General features: G+C 66.7%; 19 protein-coding genes. 4 read left to right on the top strand and 15 right to left on the bottom strand.

Annotation, left to right across the window (positions count from 1 at the left end):
- Positions 1 to 6 precede the first annotated feature (6 nt).
- Genes tsaE through alr form a run of 3 tightly spaced genes read right to left on the bottom strand, consistent with a single transcriptional unit; the run spans position 7 to position 2,662 of the window.
- Positions 7 to 480: a tRNA (adenosine(37)-N6)-threonylcarbamoyltransferase complex ATPase subunit type 1 TsaE gene (gene tsaE, locus V9E98_11790; GenBank protein ID MEI2717649.1), complete on the bottom strand. Its 474-nt coding sequence runs from the start codon at positions 478 to 480 to the stop codon at positions 7 to 9.
- 8 nt (positions 481 to 488) lie between these two features.
- Positions 489 to 1,532 carry an alpha/beta hydrolase gene (locus V9E98_11785; GenBank protein ID MEI2717648.1) on the bottom strand — a complete coding sequence of 348 codons (1,044 nt, stop codon included), beginning with the start codon at positions 1,530 to 1,532 and terminating at the stop codon, positions 489 to 491.
- The gene (gene alr / locus V9E98_11780; GenBank protein MEI2717647.1) at positions 1,532 to 2,662 is read right to left on the bottom strand and encodes an alanine racemase; all 1,131 of its coding nucleotides are present in this window, start codon (positions 2,660 to 2,662) and stop codon (positions 1,532 to 1,534) included. Before alr ends, V9E98_11785 begins: the two co-directional genes overlap by 1 nt.
- Positions 2,663 to 2,851: 189 nt before the next feature.
- Between alr and V9E98_11775 the strand changes: the two genes are divergently transcribed.
- Positions 2,852 to 4,036 (top strand): inorganic phosphate transporter, encoded by a 1,185-nt coding sequence (locus V9E98_11775; GenBank protein MEI2717646.1) that lies wholly within the window; start codon positions 2,852 to 2,854, stop codon positions 4,034 to 4,036.
- Between the two features lie 40 nt (positions 4,037 to 4,076).
- On the opposite strand, the gene V9E98_11770 is transcribed toward V9E98_11775, so the two are convergent.
- From V9E98_11770 to V9E98_11730, 9 genes are all read right to left on the bottom strand, one after another.
- The gene (locus V9E98_11770; protein ID MEI2717645.1) at positions 4,077 to 5,564 is read right to left on the bottom strand and encodes an NAD(P)H-hydrate dehydratase; all 1,488 of its coding nucleotides are present in this window, start codon (positions 5,562 to 5,564) and stop codon (positions 4,077 to 4,079) included.
- Positions 5,565 to 5,573: 9 nt separating this feature from the next.
- Positions 5,574 to 5,990: a holo-ACP synthase gene (locus V9E98_11765; protein ID MEI2717644.1), complete on the bottom strand. Its 417-nt coding sequence runs from the start codon at positions 5,988 to 5,990 to the stop codon at positions 5,574 to 5,576.
- 76 nt (positions 5,991 to 6,066) lie between these two features.
- Complete coding sequence (gene glmS, locus V9E98_11760) at positions 6,067 to 7,023, bottom strand: glutamine--fructose-6-phosphate transaminase (isomerizing) (protein MEI2717643.1); 957 nt, start codon at positions 7,021 to 7,023, stop codon at positions 6,067 to 6,069.
- 174 nt (positions 7,024 to 7,197) lie between these two features.
- Positions 7,198 to 7,671 carry a hypothetical protein gene (locus V9E98_11755; protein ID MEI2717642.1) on the bottom strand — a complete coding sequence of 158 codons (474 nt, stop codon included), beginning with the start codon at positions 7,669 to 7,671 and terminating at the stop codon, positions 7,198 to 7,200.
- A gap of 277 nt (positions 7,672 to 7,948) precedes the next feature.
- Positions 7,949 to 9,289 carry a phosphoglucosamine mutase gene (gene glmM, locus V9E98_11750; protein MEI2717641.1) on the bottom strand — a complete coding sequence of 447 codons (1,341 nt, stop codon included), beginning with the start codon at positions 9,287 to 9,289 and terminating at the stop codon, positions 7,949 to 7,951.
- 10 nt (positions 9,290 to 9,299) lie between these two features.
- Positions 9,300 to 9,671 (bottom strand): 30S ribosomal protein S9, encoded by a 372-nt coding sequence (gene rpsI / locus V9E98_11745; protein MEI2717640.1) that lies wholly within the window; start codon positions 9,669 to 9,671, stop codon positions 9,300 to 9,302.
- Positions 9,672 to 9,793: 122 nt separating this feature from the next.
- Entirely contained in the window at positions 9,794 to 10,237 is a 444-nt protein-coding gene (gene rplM / locus V9E98_11740) for a 50S ribosomal protein L13 (protein MEI2717639.1), read from the bottom strand.
- Positions 10,238 to 10,463: 226 nt separating this feature from the next.
- Complete coding sequence (gene arcC / locus V9E98_11735; GenBank protein ID MEI2717638.1) at positions 10,464 to 11,432, bottom strand: carbamate kinase; 969 nt, start codon at positions 11,430 to 11,432, stop codon at positions 10,464 to 10,466.
- A gap of 388 nt (positions 11,433 to 11,820) precedes the next feature.
- The gene (locus tag V9E98_11730) at positions 11,821 to 12,090 is read right to left on the bottom strand and encodes a hypothetical protein (protein MEI2717637.1); all 270 of its coding nucleotides are present in this window, start codon (positions 12,088 to 12,090) and stop codon (positions 11,821 to 11,823) included.
- 200 nt (positions 12,091 to 12,290) lie between these two features.
- Between V9E98_11730 and V9E98_11725 the strand changes: the two genes are divergently transcribed.
- The 3 genes from V9E98_11725 to V9E98_11715 all read left to right on the top strand — a co-directional run bounded on the left by V9E98_11725 (position 12,291) and on the right by V9E98_11715 (position 14,686).
- Entirely contained in the window at positions 12,291 to 12,851 is a 561-nt protein-coding gene (locus tag V9E98_11725; GenBank protein ID MEI2717636.1) for a hypothetical protein, read from the top strand.
- Between the two features lie 151 nt (positions 12,852 to 13,002).
- Positions 13,003 to 13,521, top strand: a complete 519-nt coding sequence (locus tag V9E98_11720) for a hypothetical protein (protein ID MEI2717635.1) — start codon at positions 13,003 to 13,005, stop codon at positions 13,519 to 13,521.
- Between the two features lie 361 nt (positions 13,522 to 13,882).
- Positions 13,883 to 14,686, top strand: coding sequence for a hypothetical protein (locus V9E98_11715; GenBank protein ID MEI2717634.1), 804 nt, complete (start codon positions 13,883 to 13,885; stop codon positions 14,684 to 14,686).
- A gap of 19 nt (positions 14,687 to 14,705) precedes the next feature.
- Here V9E98_11715 and truA read toward each other — a convergent pair whose 3' ends face one another.
- The 3 genes from truA to V9E98_11700 are packed head-to-tail and all read right to left on the bottom strand — an operon-like array spanning position 14,706 to position 17,210.
- The gene (gene truA / locus V9E98_11710; protein MEI2717633.1) at positions 14,706 to 15,542 is read right to left on the bottom strand and encodes a tRNA pseudouridine(38-40) synthase TruA; all 837 of its coding nucleotides are present in this window, start codon (positions 15,540 to 15,542) and stop codon (positions 14,706 to 14,708) included.
- Between the two features lie 4 nt (positions 15,543 to 15,546).
- Positions 15,547 to 16,167, bottom strand: a complete 621-nt coding sequence (gene rplQ, locus V9E98_11705; GenBank protein MEI2717632.1) for a 50S ribosomal protein L17 — start codon at positions 16,165 to 16,167, stop codon at positions 15,547 to 15,549.
- A gap of 29 nt (positions 16,168 to 16,196) precedes the next feature.
- Positions 16,197 to 17,210 (bottom strand): DNA-directed RNA polymerase subunit alpha, encoded by a 1,014-nt coding sequence (locus V9E98_11700; protein MEI2717631.1) that lies wholly within the window; start codon positions 17,208 to 17,210, stop codon positions 16,197 to 16,199.
- Between the last annotated feature and the right edge of the window lie 14 nt (positions 17,211 to 17,224).

Below are 17,224 nucleotides of genomic sequence, written 5' to 3'. Positions count from 1 at the left end.
CTCCCCTCACCCACGGGTTCCCCTCACACTGGCCAGTCGTTCCAACAACTCAGCCACCCGCCCATCGTCCCACTCTGCCCCGACTCCCCGCAGCATCAGCCTGCGGTCCTCCCCGCCCGTGCCGCTGGGGCGCTCGATGTCGACTGACAACCACGAATCAGCGAACGCCGGCATGACGGGGTCACCCCACTCGACCACCACCACGACGTCCTCGGGGTCGGAGACGACGTCAGCGAAATCATCGTCGGGTCCCAGACGGTAAGCGTCGCAGTGCACGAGCGGAACAGCACCCGCGTAGCGGCGGCTGAGGACGAACGTGGGACTCGCAACGACCCCCTGGACCCCCATTCCGCGGGCCACGCCGCGCACGAGTGTGGTCTTGCCCGCCCCCAGCCGACCAGTGAGGCATACCGCGTCGCCGGCCTTGAGCATCGAGCCGATCACCTCACCCACTGCTTCCATGGCGTCCGGGTCGCCCACCCCGACCATCATCCGCGGGCGCGGACCGTGGCCAGCAGGTCCACCAGGTGCTCGGAGACCTCTTGGTGGCGTTCCGTGATGATCATGTGACCGGTCGCCGGCAGGATCACCAACTCGGCTCCCGGCACCTCCCGCACGATCTGCCGGCTGTGACTTTCCGGCGTGAGCACATCGCGGTCGCCCACCATGACCAGCGTCTCGACGCGATCGAGCGCGGACAGTGCCCGCATCTTGTCGTGATGGTCGAACTCAGGAAGGAAGTCGGCGACGACCTCGATAGGGGTACTCCCGATCAAGTCGGCCACGAAGCGCGCCTGGTCCCGCGAGACGCCCCCGCCGAAGGACAGTCGTTTGGTCAGCAGGAAATCCAAATCGGTGGTCCGCGCCCGATTCCGGTCGATGAGCTCGGAACGCGCGGCGAGGGCTGCCGCGACCCGGGGGGCCTCCTTGTGGAACAGACGCGCCAGGGGTTGGGGCAGATGCAGATCGAGGTCGTCGAGCCCCCCGGCGCTCGTGGCGATCAAGGCGACCCCACGGATCCGCCCTCCGAAGAGTTCCGGTCGCTCGGCAGCCAGCGCCATGACTGTCATCCCGCCCATCGAGTGACCTACCAGGATGACGGGCCCGGTGGCGGCGCACGCGTCGAGGACTCTGGCCAGGTCCCGACCCAACTGGTCGATGATGGGGCCGTTCGGCGCCGCCCGCCCGCTGCGGCCATGGGATCGCTGGTCCCATAGCACTAGTCGCGCCCGCCCCCGCAACGCTTGGCGCTGGTAGTGCCAGGTATCGAGATTCAGCGAGTAACCGTGGCTGAACACCACCGTGACATCGCCCTGAGCCGGGTCGGCAGGTTCGTCGATCTCCACATGGAGGACGGTCCCGTCATCGGCCGTCAGCGGATGCGGGTCGCCGCGCAACGTCCCCACCGCGTCGTCACCGTCCGCGGGTGTCGGGAACGAGACCCTCATCAGCGCCCGCTCGGCAGCAACACCCGCAGCGACACCGAGCCCGGCCGAGCCCAGGACCAGCAGTGTCCGCCCGGCACGAGTCATCACGCGGCCCCACCGAGGTGACGGCGCGGGATGCGCGGACCGATCCGGGTGACGATCTCGTAGTTGATCGTGCCGCAGGCGATGGCCCAATCGTCGGCCGTGGGCTCACCGTGACGACCGGAGCCGAACAGCAGGACCTCGTCGCCCGGTTTCGCCGGGGTGTCCCCGATGTCGATGACCATCTGGTCCATGGCGATGATCCCGGACACAGTGAAACGCTGTCCATTGATCTGAACCGGGATGCGGCTGGATCCGCTGCGCGGAACCCCATCGGCGTATCCGACCGGGACCAGAGCGAGCCGGGTCGCGCGGCGAGTCCGGTATCGGTGCCCGTAGGAGACCCCCTGGCCCCCTGGGACCCGCTTGACCAAAGCGAGCTCCGTCCCCACCGTCATCGCAGGGATGAGTCCCAAGGCCGCCGAGCTTCCGATGGCGGGACCGGGAGTAAGGCCGTAGATCGCGATCCCACATCGGACCATGTCGAAATGTGTGTCGGGATGCGCAAAGATCCCTCCGCTGTTGGCCAGGTGTCGAAGTTCCGGCACCAACCCTCCCTCCTCCGCCTGCGCGAGAGCGTCGCGAAACACACCGACCTGACGTGCGGTCACCGGTGAGTCCGGTTGGTCGGAACACGCGAGGTGGCTCCAGATGCCGACGATCTCGACCAGTCCGTCGTCCTGACGAGCGAGGGCGGCGGCGATCAGCCGGGACCAGTCCGCGATCGTGGCTCCGTTGCGACCCAAGCCCGTGTCGACCTTCAGATGGATTCGGGCTCGACGGCGCGTATGACGCCCCGCTTCGCACACCTGCTCGAGCGTGTCCGGGGACGCCACCGACAGTTCCACGTCTCGTGCGACACATTCGGTGAGATCGTCGTCCGGCGTGTGGAGCCAACACAACAAGGGGCCGCCGTCGCCCGATTCACGGACCTCGATCGCCTCGCTGGGAAGTGCTACGCCGAGGTAGTCCGCACCCGTGGCCCGGGCCACCCGGGCGGCCGGAATCATGCCATGCCCGTACCCGTCCGCTTTGACCACCGCTAGCAGCCTGGCGTCAGGAGCGGCCGCCTTGACCCGCATGACATTGCTGCCGATGGCCGCTAAGTTGACCTCGGCCATGGCACGTCGCATGACCCCATTGTCCCGACGCCGCCGACCCGACGCACGCGACCCCCGGATGAACGAAATGCAACGAGCGTTCACAGGTCGTTCATGGAGCGTTCATCTCAAACCGCGCAACGCGGACACAACGTCATCCATCATTGACACGATCCCCTGGACGTCACCTGGCGTTCAGGTTCCTGTCGAAGGGCGTTCATTGTGGATGTGTTGCTGATATCGGTCATCGCGCTGGTCGCCCTGGCACTGATCTTCGATTTCACCAACGGTTTCCACGACGCCGCGAACACCGTGTCCACGGTCGTCGCGACCAGGGCCCTACCGGCTCGATTCGCCCCCGCGTTCGCCGCCACCTTCAACTTCCTCGCCTACTTCGTCGTGGGTACGGCCGTGGCCAGCACAGTGGCCAAGACCGTGAACTCGCAGTACGCCGGAATCGCGGTCGTATTCGCTGCGCTGTTCGCGGCGGTCGCTTGGAATTACGCCACGTGGTACTTCGGGATGCCGTCGTCATCGAGCCACGCGATCATCGGTGGCCTGGTCGGTGCGGGTCTCGCCGCCGGCGGCTTCGCCGCCATCTCCTGGGACAGTGTCAGCAAAGCGGCCATCGGAATCATCGCCTCGCCGGCGGTCGCGCTCAGCATCGCGTTCATCGCCTTCTACCTCGTTTACGGCATCCAGAAGCTCCTGAAGTGGCACGACAACCACCCCGTCTTCAAGGGACTGCAGTTGGTCGCCTCGGCGGCACTGTCATTCGGCCACGGCGCGAACGACGCCCAGAAGACCATGGGCGTCATCGCCGCCCTGCTGCTGGGTGCCGGGTATACGACCGTCGGAGCCGACGGAAAGTCCGTCGAGGTTCCCGAGTGGGTGGCCTTGTCCGCCTACACCGCCATCGCGGTAGGCACGTTGTGGGGCGGCTGGAAGATCATCGAGACGATGGGCCTGAAGATCACGACACTGCACGCGAACTCGGGTGCCGCGGCCAACATCGGCGCCACGACCGCGATCTTCGGCGCGACATCGCTCGGCGTGCCGATCTCGACGACGCATGCAGCCGCCAGCTCCGTCGTCGGCGCCGGCGTCGGATCAGGCCGCGGCGCCAACTGGCGGGTCGTCGGCGAGATGGTCCTCGCGTGGATCATCACCATCCCCGCCTCTGCGGGGGTCGCCTGGGTGATGTTCCACCTGACTCAACTGCCGACAATCCTCGCATGGGTCACTGTCGGTGTTGTGGTCCTCGCGTTCGCGGGTTGGGCGATCTGGGCCATGATGCACACCGTGCACGCCGCCGACGTCGAAGCCGAGATCCCCGACGAAGAGGTTCTCGAGGAGACAGACGAGCACGTCCATCCGCATCTGTCGGGCCACGGACCGGTGGACTGACCGGCCGGGCCCACTCACCTGGGGTCTGAAAGAACCGACCCTAATCCTGGTCGGCCCGCAAGGCCGCCACAGCTTCCGGGACGTACTGGACCAAATCCCATGCGGTCATGGGGCGACCACCGGCGCTGGCCTTGCGAGCGGCAACCCCGTGAACCACGACAGCTGCCGCAACTGCCCGAGCCGTGTCTTCTGGATGGCGCGACAGGGCGGCACCGATGAGACCGGACAGCGCGTCACCGGTTCCCGCCGTCGCCAACGCTGCGGGCCCCATGACATCGACGTAGGTCTCTCCACCCGGCGCGGCGATGACCGTCCCCGCGCCCTTGAGCAGAACGATGGCCCGCAACTGCTCCGCCGCAGCCCGTGCCGACCGAACCCGGTCATCGTCCAGCGAGAACCCGAGCCGGGTGAACTCAGCCACGTGCGGGGTGATGACTGTGGCAGCATCGCGGTCCACGATCGCCTGGCGCAGGCTCGGCTCCTGGCTGACGAGGGTCAAGGCGTCGGCGTCGATGACCGCCGGGAGGTCCGTCGCGAGCACCGCAGCGAGACCTTCGACTTCCTCCGAGCCCGTGCCGATGCCGGGGCCCGCGATCCAGGCAGTGGCCTTGGAATCGTCTCCGACCGGGCCTCTGGCGAGGACGATGTCGGGGTATCGCGTGACCACCTGCGCCGCGACCTCAGGCGCAGGATCCTGCCAGAGCCGAACCATGCCCACGGCGCCGTGGCGCGCCGCGCCCACCACCATGTGCGCTGCCCCCGGATACAGCCGGGAACCGGCCCACACCCCCGGAACGCCATGGCTGTACTTGTAGTCGGACTCGCCGGGGGGAGCGAAGTACGGGGCGGCGTCGGCCAGCGACAACACCGTGAACAGCGGCTCTTGCGCGGCCGCGTATGGCGTGAGCCCGATGTCGACGAGTTCCAGGATTCCGCACCTTTCCCGCCCGGGCGGCAGGAGTTGTCCGGCTTTCAATGCCCCGAAAGTCACCGTGATGTCGGCCGTCACCACCGCGTTGGGGTCGGCCACCACGCCGGTGTTCGGATCGACCCCACTGGGGATGTCCACCGCCACCACCCAGGCGGTCGTGGGGATCGCCGCAACGAGTTGCGCTGCGTCCGCACGCAGCGCACCTTGAGCGCCGATCCCCACGATCCCGTCGACGACGATGTCCGCTGCCGAGACGAGATCTGGGGCCGCGGGGGACGTGTGGTCGCGGATGTGACCACCGGCGGCACGCAGTGCCCGCCCTCCCCGTTCGTGGAACTCGGCACCCAACGTGATGGCGTCGACACGAGCGCCACGCCGGGCCAGCGCCGCCCCGGCGAACAGAGCATCACCGCCGTTGTTCCCGGACCCGATCAGCAGCACGACCCGGGCGCCCGCGATCCGGGCGGGCTGGGGAACATCGAGGATCACCCGCGCCAGGCCTCGCGCCGCCCGGGCCATCAGGTCGTCGGCGGGGATCTGCTTCATCATGGCGGCCTCGGCCGCGTAGATCGACGTCACGTCATAGGCAGGGCGCATGAACTCAACCTATGCGGTCTCCACCATCCGCCGAGCACGGACTCCGTCCAACGACGCGCTGCCCTCGGCGACGACATAGGCGATGGCGACGTCACCCTCCATCGCGAGTGAGAGGTGGAACGCGGCGACCCCGAGCTCCGCCGCCGCCTCAGCGAGATGGCCGCGGGTGTGCACATAGGGCCTGCCGTCCGGTTCGGCGAGCACTTCGCAGTCATGCCATCTCGTCCCGGGCGGGACTCCCAGGGCCTTGGCGGTCGCCTCCTTGGCCGCGTACCGGGCCGCCAACGATGCGATCGAGCGTTCCTGCCCCAATTCGTCGGATCGTTCCCGGTCGGTGAACAGAACACCGGCGAATCCCGGAGTCCGGGTCACGTTGGCACCGAACTTGGCGACGTTGACCAAGTCGACGCCGATCCCCACAATCACGGGCTCACAGTGTCACGCGCTCTACCCGTTCGCGCGGCGCCGTCACCCGGCTGGTGGATGCGGGATCCGTAGCGCCTCACTCCACGGTGACGGACTTCGCCAGGTTGCGGGGCTGGTCGACGTCGTGACCCTTGGCAGTCGCCATCTCGCAGGCGAACACCTGCAGGGGAACCGTCGCCACCAGCGGCTGCATGAGAGTGGGGCAGGGTGGCACCCGGATGACATGGTCCGCGTAGGGGTTGACGGACTCGTCACCCTCTTCGGCGATCACGATCATCCGCGCTCCGCGGGCGCGGACCTCTTGGACGTTCGACACGATCTTGTCGTGCAGCACGGACCGACCCAGAGGCGACGGCACCACGACGATCACGGGGATACCTGGCTCGATGAGAGCGATGGGGCCGTGCTTCAACTCGCCGGCAGCGAATCCCTCGGCGTGCATGTACGCGAGTTCCTTCAACTTCAGGGCCCCCTCGAGTGCGACGGGGAACCCGACGTGGCGGCCGATGAACAGTACCGATGGTGAGTCGGCGAGCTCGCGGGCGATCGCCCGCACCCCTTCGACGGTGTCCAGCACGAGATCGACCTTGCTCGGCATGTCCTCGAGTTCGTCCAGGATGCGGCGGACCTCATCACCGAACATGTTGCCGCGTTCCTGAGCGAGGTAGAGGCCGACCAGGTAGGCGGCAACGATCTGGGTCAGGAACGCCTTGGTGGAAGCGACGGCGATCTCGGGACCGGCGTACGTGTACAACACCGCATCGCTCTCACGCGGGATCGTGGACCCGACGGTGTTGCAGATCGCGAGGACCCGCGCACCCTGCTCGCGTGCGTAGCGCAACGCCATGAGGGTGTCCATGGTCTCGCCCGACTGCGAGATCGCGATCACGAGAGTGGCGCGGTCGACGATCGGATCGCGGTACCGGAACTCACTTGCGAGTTCGACCTCGACCGGAATGCGTGTCCAATGCTCGATGGCGTACTTGGCGACCAAGCCGGCGTGATAGGCGGTCCCACAGGCGACGACGACGATCTTGCCGATCTCCCTGCAGTTCCGACGTCGGTGATGCGCATGTCGTCCAGACGCAGTGTGCCGTCGCGTTCGATCCGACCCCGCAGGGTGTCCGCGACGGCGCGGGGCTGCTCGGCGATCTCCTTGAGCATGAACAGGTCGTAGCCGCCCTTCTCGGCGGCGGAGGCGTCCCAGTCAACCGTGAACGGGGTCACCTCGGCGGGGGCTCCGTCGAAGTCGGTGACCGTCACGGCGTCTCGGCGTCACCTCGACGACCTGGTCCTGGCCGAGTTCGATCGCATTGCGGGTGTGGGCGATGAACGCCGCAACGTCGGAGGCCAAGAACGCCTCGCCGTCGCCGACGCCGACCACGAGTGGGGAGTTGCGCCGGGCTCCGACGATCACATCAGGACGGCGGGCATCGAGAGCGACCAGCGTGAAAGCACCGTTGAGTCGGCGTGCCACGCGCCGCATGGCCTCGGCGAGGTCGCCGCCAGTGGCCGGCAGCGTTGCGGAGACGAGGTGGGCGGCCACCTCCGAGTCCGTCTCGGACTGCAGGGTGACCCCGGCGAGACCCAGTTCCTCCCGGAGTTCGGCGAAGTTCTCGATGATGCCGTTGTGGATGATGGCGACGTTGCCGTCGGCCGACACGTGAGGGTGCGCGTTCATGTCGGTCGGGCCCGCCGTGCGTGGCCCAGCGCGTGTGACCGATTCCCGTGGTGGCGGGCGGCACGTCTTCGTCGGCTACCGCCTCGACGAGGTTGTTGAGTTTGCCCGCACGCTTGCGCGTCCACAATCGCCCGTGGTCGGCGAGTGCCACACCGGCTGAGTCGTAGCCGCGGTACTCAAGGCGACGCAGGCCCTCGATCACGACATCCAGGGCCGATCCGTCACCTACATAGCCCACAATTCCGCACATGAGCCCAGCGTACGGGTGGCTGCGTTTCTATAACGACAGGTGTTGCTGAACCACGCCCGCCAGATCAGCGGCGATCTGCTCCGCCTCGTCGTGTGACTCGGCCTCGACCATGACCCGGATGAGGGGCTCGGTACCCGAGGGGCGCAGCAGTACGCGGCCGGCATCCCCGAGACGATCCTCCGCGGCTTTGACCGCTGTCTGAACTGCGGCGTTGCTCCCGACGGCACTCTTGTCGACACCCGGGACATTGACGAGCACTTGGGGCAATCGCTTCATCACCGCGCTGAGTTGAGCCAAGGGCTGTCCCGCTGCCGCCATCCGGGCCAGCAAGTGCGCCGCCGTCAGCACACCGTCACCAGTGGTCGAGTGCTCGAGCATCAGGACATGGCCGCTCTGCTCGCCTCCGAGGACGTAGTCGGCGCGCAGCATCTCCTCCAGCACGTATCGATCGCCGACTGCGGTCTCGACGACGTTGATGTCGTTGGCCGACATGGCGAGACGGAACCCGAGGTTGGACATCACTGTCGCCACGACGGTGTTGTGTCGCAGGCGGCCGGACTGCTTCATGCCGATCGCGAGGACCGCCATGATCTGGTCGCCGTCCACGACGTTTCCGTCGGCATCCACGGCAAGGCATCGATCGGCGTCGCCGTCATTGGCGATCCCGACATGGGCTCCCTCGCTCAGAACCGCAGCGCGAAGATCGTCGAGATGGGTGGACCCGCAGTTGTCGTTGATGTTGTAACCGTCGGGACCCGTGTGGATCTCGATGACGTCGGCACCCAGTTCCCTCAGCACTTCGGGACCGGCGACGCTGGCCGCCCCGTTGGCGCCGTCCACGACGACACGAAGTCCGGACAGGTCCTCGGTCACGGTTCCGACGACATGACGCACGTACCGGCCGATGGGGTCGCCGCCCGAGCGGACCCGGCCCACGTCCCGTCCGGTGGGTCCCGGTTGCGGGTCGGCGAGCGCGGTCTCGATCCGGTCCTCGACGTCGTCCGGGAGCTTCAGACCACCGCGGGCGAAGAACTTGATGCCGTTGTCCGGCATGGGGTTGTGAGACGCCGACAGGACGACGCCGAAGTCGGCGTCGCTGTCGTGGGTGAGGAACGCGACGGCGGGGGTGGGGACCACACCGACATCCCAGACATCGACTCCGGTCGCGGCGATCCCGGCCACAACTGCGGCCGAGAGGAACTCACCGCTCGCGCGGGGGTCTCTGCCGACGACCGCAAGTGGGCGTTCCCGCGGGGACTGGGCGCTGAGGACACGCGCACCCGCCATGGCGAGGTCCAGCGCAAGCGGTGCGGTGAGGTCGCGGTTGGCGAGACCGCGGATCCCATCGGTGCCGAACAACCGGGCCACGAGGTGCCCGTCAGCGCTTGGAGTACTGCGGCGCCTTGCGGGCCTTCTTGAGGCCGTACTTCTTGCGCTCCTTGGCCCGGGCGTCGCGGGTGAGGAATCCGGCCTTCTTCAGGGTCGGACGGTGTGCCTCGGGGTCGATGCCGTTCAGGGCCCGGGCGATACCGAGTCGCAGGGCACCGGCCTGACCTGACGGGCCACCGCCATCGATTCGAGCGAAAACGTCGTACTGCTCCACGGAGCCGGTGGCCACGAACGGGCTGCTGATCAGCTGCTGGTGGACCTTGTCCGGGAAGGCCGCGTCCAGGGACCGGCCATTGATGTCCCAGTTGCCGGAGCCGGGGACCAAGCGCACCCGCGCAACCGCTTCCTTGCGGCGACCCACGGCCGCACCTTCGGCGGTGCGGGCGGGGATCCCCGACACTTCGGCGATCTCCGTCACGATCTCGACGCCGCCGAGGTCATCCTCGCCAGCCGTGATGACGTCGGTCTCGATGATTTCGTCGGTCACTGGGCCACCTGATCCAACTTGTAGGGTTCGGGCTGTTGGGCGCCGTGGGGATGATCGGGACCCGCGTACACCTTGAGCTTCTTCAACTGGGCACGGCCCAGGGAGTTGTGGGGCAACATCCCTTTGACGGCCTTTTCGACCATGCGCCGGGGGTCGTTCTCACGCAGGTCCCCGTAGGTTCGGCGTGACAGACCGCCGGGATATCCCGAGTGGCGCTGATCCAACTTGTCGGTGGCTTTGCTGCCGGTCAACGCGACCTTGCTGGCGTTGACCACGACGACGAAGTCACCGGTGTCGACGTGGGGGGCGAAGACCGGCTTGTGCTTTCCGCGCAGCAAGCGTGCGGTGTGGGAGGCCAGGCGACCGAGGACGATGTCCTCGGCGTCGATGACATGCCACTTGCGCTCGGTCTCACCCGGTTTGGGCGTGTAAGTGCGCACGATTTTGATCTCCTGCGATCGAGCCGGTGGGTCCCCAGCGGGATTTCGTCGGGGCGCCGAAGACACGGTCTTGCGGCGACAACCTCACAAGGGTACCCGGCGATTCGCAAGGTGGTCAAAGCGCCGGTGTCGGCACCGATGAGGACCGGTCCCTCTGTGATCGATCGAGTCCCGACTGTGATCGATCGACGGCCCTGACGAATGAGCCGGTCGCGCGCTCGGGCCGTCAGTGGAAGGTCACCTCGGTGGCATCGGTGGTGACCCGGGTGCCCTTCTCTCCGGCCATGATGGCCGGCAGATCCTCCAGCGCGCCGATCACGGCCGCTCGACCCGGGTTCTTGCGGGCGAAGTCAGCGGCTGCCTCGACCTTGGGGCCCATCGAACCGGCCGGGAAGTCGTACGCCTCGATCGCGTCGGGCGAGGCAGCCGCGATCGCCTTCTGGTCCGGCGTGCCCCAACCCAGATACACCGCATCAGCGTCTGTCGCGATCACCAGCAGGTCGGCTTCGAGATCCTCCGCCAACACCGCCGAGGACCGATCCTTGTCGATGACCGCCTCGACACCGACCAGATGCTTGTCGTTGAAGTCCCAGGGGCCTTCCAGTTCGCTGCCGCCGGGAACGTACATCGTGGGAATGCCGCCACCTCCGGTGCAGACCACGACCGCCCCGAGTTCGAGTAGAGCTTTGATGGGGCGGATCTCGAAGATCCTCTTGGGGACCGGTGACGGAACCACCCGGCGCCATGCGTCACCGTCCTGCTTGACCGTCCAGCCCTTGTCCGCGGCCAGTCGTTTGGCATCTTCCTCTGTGTAGACGGGCCCCACGAACTTGGTGGGGTCAGCCATCGCCGGATCGTCGGCGTCGACCTCGGTCATGGTGAGGATGGTCGCGATCGGCTTCTCGACGGGCAGGTAATTGCCGAGCTCCTGCTCGATGAAGTACCCGATCATGCCCTCGGTCTGGGCGCCCAGCACGTCGAACGGGTACTCCGACGCCTCGTCGTACGAGGACGCCTGCAAGGACAACAACCCGACCTGCGGGCCGTTACCGTGTGACACGACCAGTTCGTGCTCCATGGCGACCGGGCTCAGAGCGCGGCACGCGACCCGGACATTGTCGCGCTGGTTCTCCACGGTCATCGGTTCCCCGCGCTTCTGCAGGGCGTTTCCTCCGAGTGCAACCACGACGCGCATTCCCATGCTCCTTCAACAGATCCGATGTCCGACAGCGCCGAGCGTGGCAGACCTGCGCCTGCAATGCACGGCGAAATCCTCGCCCGGAGGGCCCGCCTCCCAACCGACACCTCACGTTCGGCCATTGGACACTGCCATCGCCCACATGGGTGATGGCCACACCCAAAGCCGGGGACGCTGCGTGCTGATGCATGTACCGTCAGTGACTTCGCTTCACCTAATGGGAGCTGGGTATGCGGGTTCTCTTGAGTCACCGAACGAGCCAGGCCGTGCTGGCGTCGGCGGCCGCTGCACTTTTTCTGGCAGGGCTGGGAGGCGGAACTCCAGCGGCAGCGGAGGAATCCGCCCAGCCAGCAGCACCAACCGTCTCCCCGACCCCGACTGCACCTCATCTCGATAACGGGAAGGAACTCACCTCGGCACCCGACCCCAGTCGCACCAAGGACGACGGCCCATCCACCATCGGCAACAAGGTCCCCGGCGGGGGTACACCCACAACTGGCAGTCCGCTGCAGGTCCACGAGTCGGGCAACGCCGCGATGATGCGCTTGCCCACTCGCCGACGCCCAGGAGAAGTCGCCATCGTGTATGCGATGGTGCGTTCAACCGACCAGCCGCGCATCAGCATCCCCGGTGGCGCCCCGCGCGAGGCGATCACCGGCATCACTGTCCTCGGCGGCTCGGAACCGATCGGCGTCGACCAAGACGGTCGAAAGCGCTACGCGGTGACCGTCCCAGTCCTCAAGCCCAAGAAGCAGGGGTCACGGTCGGTCGCCGGGAGCCTGCGTGTCCGCGTCAGCGGCGCAAACCTTGCGGGTCGATTCGGCCAGGGTCTTCGAACGCGCCTTCTCCCGTCGGGTGAGTTCGAAGATGTGCCGCCACGTGGAACCCCTGGATCTGCGGCTCCGGCACCCGAAGGACCGCGTCGACATCGAGAAGCGGAAGCTCTTCGGTCGCATGCCCCGAGGATTCACGGATCCCGACTACCTGGGCGGGTTCGCCCCGTGCAACGGGCGTGCGGCGTTCCGGGCCCGGACGAGTTACCGCACGTTGATGCGCGGCAAGTCAGACAAGCGAGTCTTGGCCAACGGGGCGTCCGCAGTGACCAAGACCGAACTGCCGCCGCTGCCGGCCATCAACCGCGGCCCCGATACGACCGACGCCATCCTGCTTGTCTCCGGCTTCATCTCGGCAGCATCCCCTTTCACGGCACCGGATTGTGACGCCAGTCAGGCCGGCGACACGTGGGAGAAGGCGTTCGGGTACCTGAAGGAGGCGGGTTACCCCGTTTACGCGATGGCGGCCGATACCCAGTCGTCAGGCGTGCACGGACAAGACGGGACATGCCCGCCGGCCTTGACACCAAGGGTGACCTGGACATCAACGGGGAGCGGTTCGCGCGATTCCTCAACCCGATGAGCGACAGCTACGGCGTGCGGCGAGTGTGGCTGATCGGCCACTCCGACGGTGGAATGTGGTCACGGGCGGCCATGGACTTCAAGTCCTCCATGCCCGGCCTCCACCTTTCCCCTGATCACGAACACTCGACACCCCGCACCTGGGTTCGATGATGGCCGATGTCGGACTGGCCGCCGCCCGCCAGACACAGCCCCTTTACACCTGCCTGGATTACACATGCATCCTCCGCAACGCACTCGCCCCTCTCGTCGACGCCTTGGAGGGGTTGATCTTCCCCGGAGCGGCCCTCGAGGAATTGACGGGCGCCTACACGCGGCGCTGGAACTACCGGGAACGCGGAGTCCTCACCGCGGAGCCCCAAGGACCTCCGATCTACACACTCTCCGGCGACGGGTTCACCAACAATCTCTACCAATTGCTCGGAAACGAGTGGGATCTCGATACCCGTGACGGGCGATACTGGTATGCCAATGATCTCGCCGTCGGGGTCTCCAGTCAGCAAGGCGACACCTTGCAGGCAGATGGAATCGCCACCGTTCGCTGCTTCCCTACCCAGGACGACCTGCACACGGAGACGGTCGATACGCTCCGATCTCGCCGATGGTCTGGACGCGATCGGAGAACTATTCGGAGTATGATGGCGCCGGAGACGCAGTACCACCGGGCCTGATGGCGATCACGGGTGACCCGCAGACAATGGAGAACCTCGACTCGGCATTGGCGGGAAACCGCCTCCCCGACGATAGTTGTCCCCATCAGACCGCGGGTGACGACACCACCCTGCCATCCGGCGCATCACTGGCCCCAGGAGAGTCGATCGACGACCCCGTCTACGGAATGCACCTGCAGATGCGCGCCGATGGCGACCTCGTCCTGACCGGATCGGACGGCTGGACCTGGTGGCGCAGCGGGACCGCCGGTCATCCAGGCGCAACAGCCCAGATGGGTGTCGACGGCAACTTCGGGGTGTACGACCAGGAGGGCCGACCCCTGTGGGTCACCGGCACATCGGGTCATTTCGGCGCCCCACGATGCAGGTGCGCCGGGAAGGGTTCGGGATCTACGGCAAGGACAACACCGAGTACTTCACGTCGGTGCGGCGGTGTACCGGAACGGACAAACCCAGCACGATCGAACCCGGCACCCGCTTGTACACCGGGCACTCGCTGTGCAGCTCGGACCACCGCTACATGCTGTCCATGCTGCCGAACGGCAACCTCGCGCTGTACGACCAGGGCAACGACAGTCGCCGGCTGTGGGTGTCGGGAACCTACGGAAACAAAGGCGTCTACGCCGAATTCCAGTCCGACGGCAACTTCGTGCTTTACGACCAGTATGGAAGGGCCGTGTGGGGCAGCGACACGTGGCGACATCCCGGCGGGACCTTGTCTGTGTCCTCGAAGAAGTTCGAGATCAAGGACGCCGGCGGCGCCAGCGTATGGCGCAGCGACCGCTGCCCATCCAACTCCGAACACAGCAAGCCGGGCACAACCCTCAAAGCGGGCCAGCGACTCGAACCGGGTCAGTCACTCTGCAGCGGCAACGGCAACTACCGGTTGACCATGCAGACGGACGGCGATCTGACCTTCTACGACGTCAAAGGCGGCGCCGGCGAGTACTGGTCGTCGAAGACCTACGGCAACCCGGGCGCCTACGCGCAGATGGGAGATGACGGGAACTTCGTCATCTACACCAGAGAGGGCAAACCTTTGTGGGCCACAGGCACGTGGAACTCCCCGGGCGCGTTCGTGCTCGTCACCGAGGAAAGCAAGAAGTTCGTCGTGAAACTTCCGAACAAGGACATCTGGAACAGCATCAAGGGCGCACTCACCTGATACCGAGCCCGCACGCGCGTCAGGAGCCCGAGACCGGACCCCGCACACGGCGAGTGGCCGCGGCCCGCTGACCCACCATTTCGTCGGGCGGGTAGGTGACTACTTCGAGCACCAGGCCCTCGGGGGGCATGACCTGGATCGACGAATCCCGCTCCGCCGCGGCCAGGACGGTCGCGAGCCATGATGTACCCCGGCGACCCTCCCCAATCGCCACGAGCGCGCCGACGAGCGAACGCACCATGGAGTGACAGAACGCGTCGGCTTCGACCGTGACCACGACCCGGCGGCGACGATCGCGCCGCACATCGAGCCGCAGGATTCGTCTGACGGTGGACGCTCCCTCACGCGGGCGGCAGAAGGCTGTGAAGTCGTGTTCGCCAACCAGTGCCTGCGCCGCCGAGGCCATGGCTGTGACATCGAGCGTCGTGCGATGTCTGGTGACCCAGTGCCGAGTCAGGGGATCCCAGGACGCCGACTCGTCACAGATCCGATAGGCGTACGTCCTCGACAGTGCCGAGAACCGCGCATCGAAACCCGGCGCTGCGGCCCCAGCGGCATGGATCTGAATCCGGTCGTCGGTGAGCCGGTTCAGGTGCCGGACCAGTCCGTCGGGGCCCCGGCTCAACCAGGTGTCGGCGGGGACATCGACATGGACCACCTGCATGCGGGCGTGAACTCCGGCGTCGGTACGGCCGGCGCAGACCACAGACCCGATGCGCGGGTCGATCTCACTCAGGGCGGTCTCGAGGTCACCTTGAACCGTGGCTCGGTCGCGCTGGCGCGCCCATCCCGAATAGCCAGTGCCGTCGTAAGCCAACTGCAGGCGCACCCGCGTCAGTGCGACGGCAGGGTCCACCACGTCACTTGGCGGGGTTGGTGTCCCCCGCGCCAGCGGCGGAGTCCGCGGCCTCAGCCTCGATCTCGCCGATGGCCTCCTCGGCCTCCGCGACGACCTCGTCGGTGGGATCGGATTCGGTGGCGTCCACGTCCGACTCCGCCGGCTGGGAGTCTTCAGGCGCTTTCGCCTGCTCGGTCGCCTTGGGATCTTCGGTCGGCTTCGCCGCCTCGCGATCCGCAGCCGCCCGCTTGGTGGCCGCGGTGGCCGCCGCGACCGTCTGCTCCGCCAAGGGCTCGACCAACTCGATAACCGCCATGGGCGCGTTGTCGCCCTTGCGGGGACCGAGTTTGGTGATCCTGGTGTAGCCGCCGGCGCGACCCGCGTATCCCGGGGCGATCTCGGTGAACAGCTCGTGCACGACACTCTTGTCGTGGATCACCGCCGCCACCTGACGCCGCGCGTGCAGATCGCCGCGCTTGGCCTTGGTGACCAGACGCTCGGCGAAGGGACGCAGCCTGCGCGCCTTGGCTTCGGTCGTGGTGATGCGGCCGTGCTCGAACAGAGCGGTCGCCAGGTTGGCCAGCATCAGACGCTGGTGCGACGGGCTACCACCCAGTCGGGCGCCTTTGGTCGGCGTGGGCATCGGAACTCCTCGAACGGTTCGTCGTTACGTCAGTACTGTTCGGTCTCGGCGTAGCCGGCGTCATCGTCGCCGTAGTAGACGACCTGGCTGGGATCGAATCCGGGAGGGCTGTCCCGCAACGCCAGCCCCAGTTCGTAGAGCTTGACCTTGACCTCGTCGATGGACTTGCTGCCGAAGTTGCGGATATCCAGCAGATCGGCCTCGGAGCGGGTGACCAACTCGCCCACCGTGGCGATGCCTTCGCGCTTGAGGCAGTTGTGCGACCGCACGGACAGGTTCAAGGCGTCGATGCTGGTGTTCAGCTGCTCGCTGACCTGCTCGTCGTCGGGAGACGGACCCAGGTCCAGACCTTCGGCCTCGACGTTGAGTTCGCGGGCGAGTCCGAACAACTCGACCAACGTGCGCCCGGCGGAAGCCACCGCGTCTCGGGGCAGGATCGACTGTTTGGTGGTGACATCCAGGATGAGCCGGTCGTAGTCGGTGCGCTGCTCGACACGGGTCGCCTCGACCTTGTAGGTGACCTTCAGTACCGGCGAGTAGATCGAGTCCACCGGGATACGACCGATCTCGACTCCTGCGTCGCGGGCCGGGGCCTGCGCGGACACGTAGCCACGACCGGGCTCGATGGTCAACTCCATCTCCAACTGGCCGCGTTCGTCGAGCGAAGCGATCACCATGTCGGGGTTGTGCACCTCGACACCAGCCGGCAACTGGATGTCGGCGGCGGTGACGAGGCCGGGACCGGCGCGGTGGATGTAGGCGATGGCCACGTCATCGCCATCGATCGACACGACCAACGACTTGACGTTCAGGATGATCTCCGTGACGTCTTCCTTGACGCCCTCGATCGTGCTGAACTCATGCTGCACGCCATCGATCTTGATGCTGGTGACGGCAGCACCGGGAATGCTGGACAGCAGGGTGCGGCGCAGCGAATTGCCGAGCGTATAGCCGAACCCGGGCTCGAGCGGTTCCAGGATGAACCGGGAGCGGTAGTCCGAGATCGCCTCTTCCCGCAGAACGGGACGCTTGGTGATGAGCACAGTTGTTCCTTCCT

The organism is Candidatus Nanopelagicales bacterium (assembly GCA_037045355.1).
Classification (GTDB): domain Bacteria; phylum Actinomycetota; class Actinomycetes; order S36-B12.
Note: the sequence above shows the minus strand (reverse complement) of the source record. Positions and strands in the feature narration are given on the sequence as shown.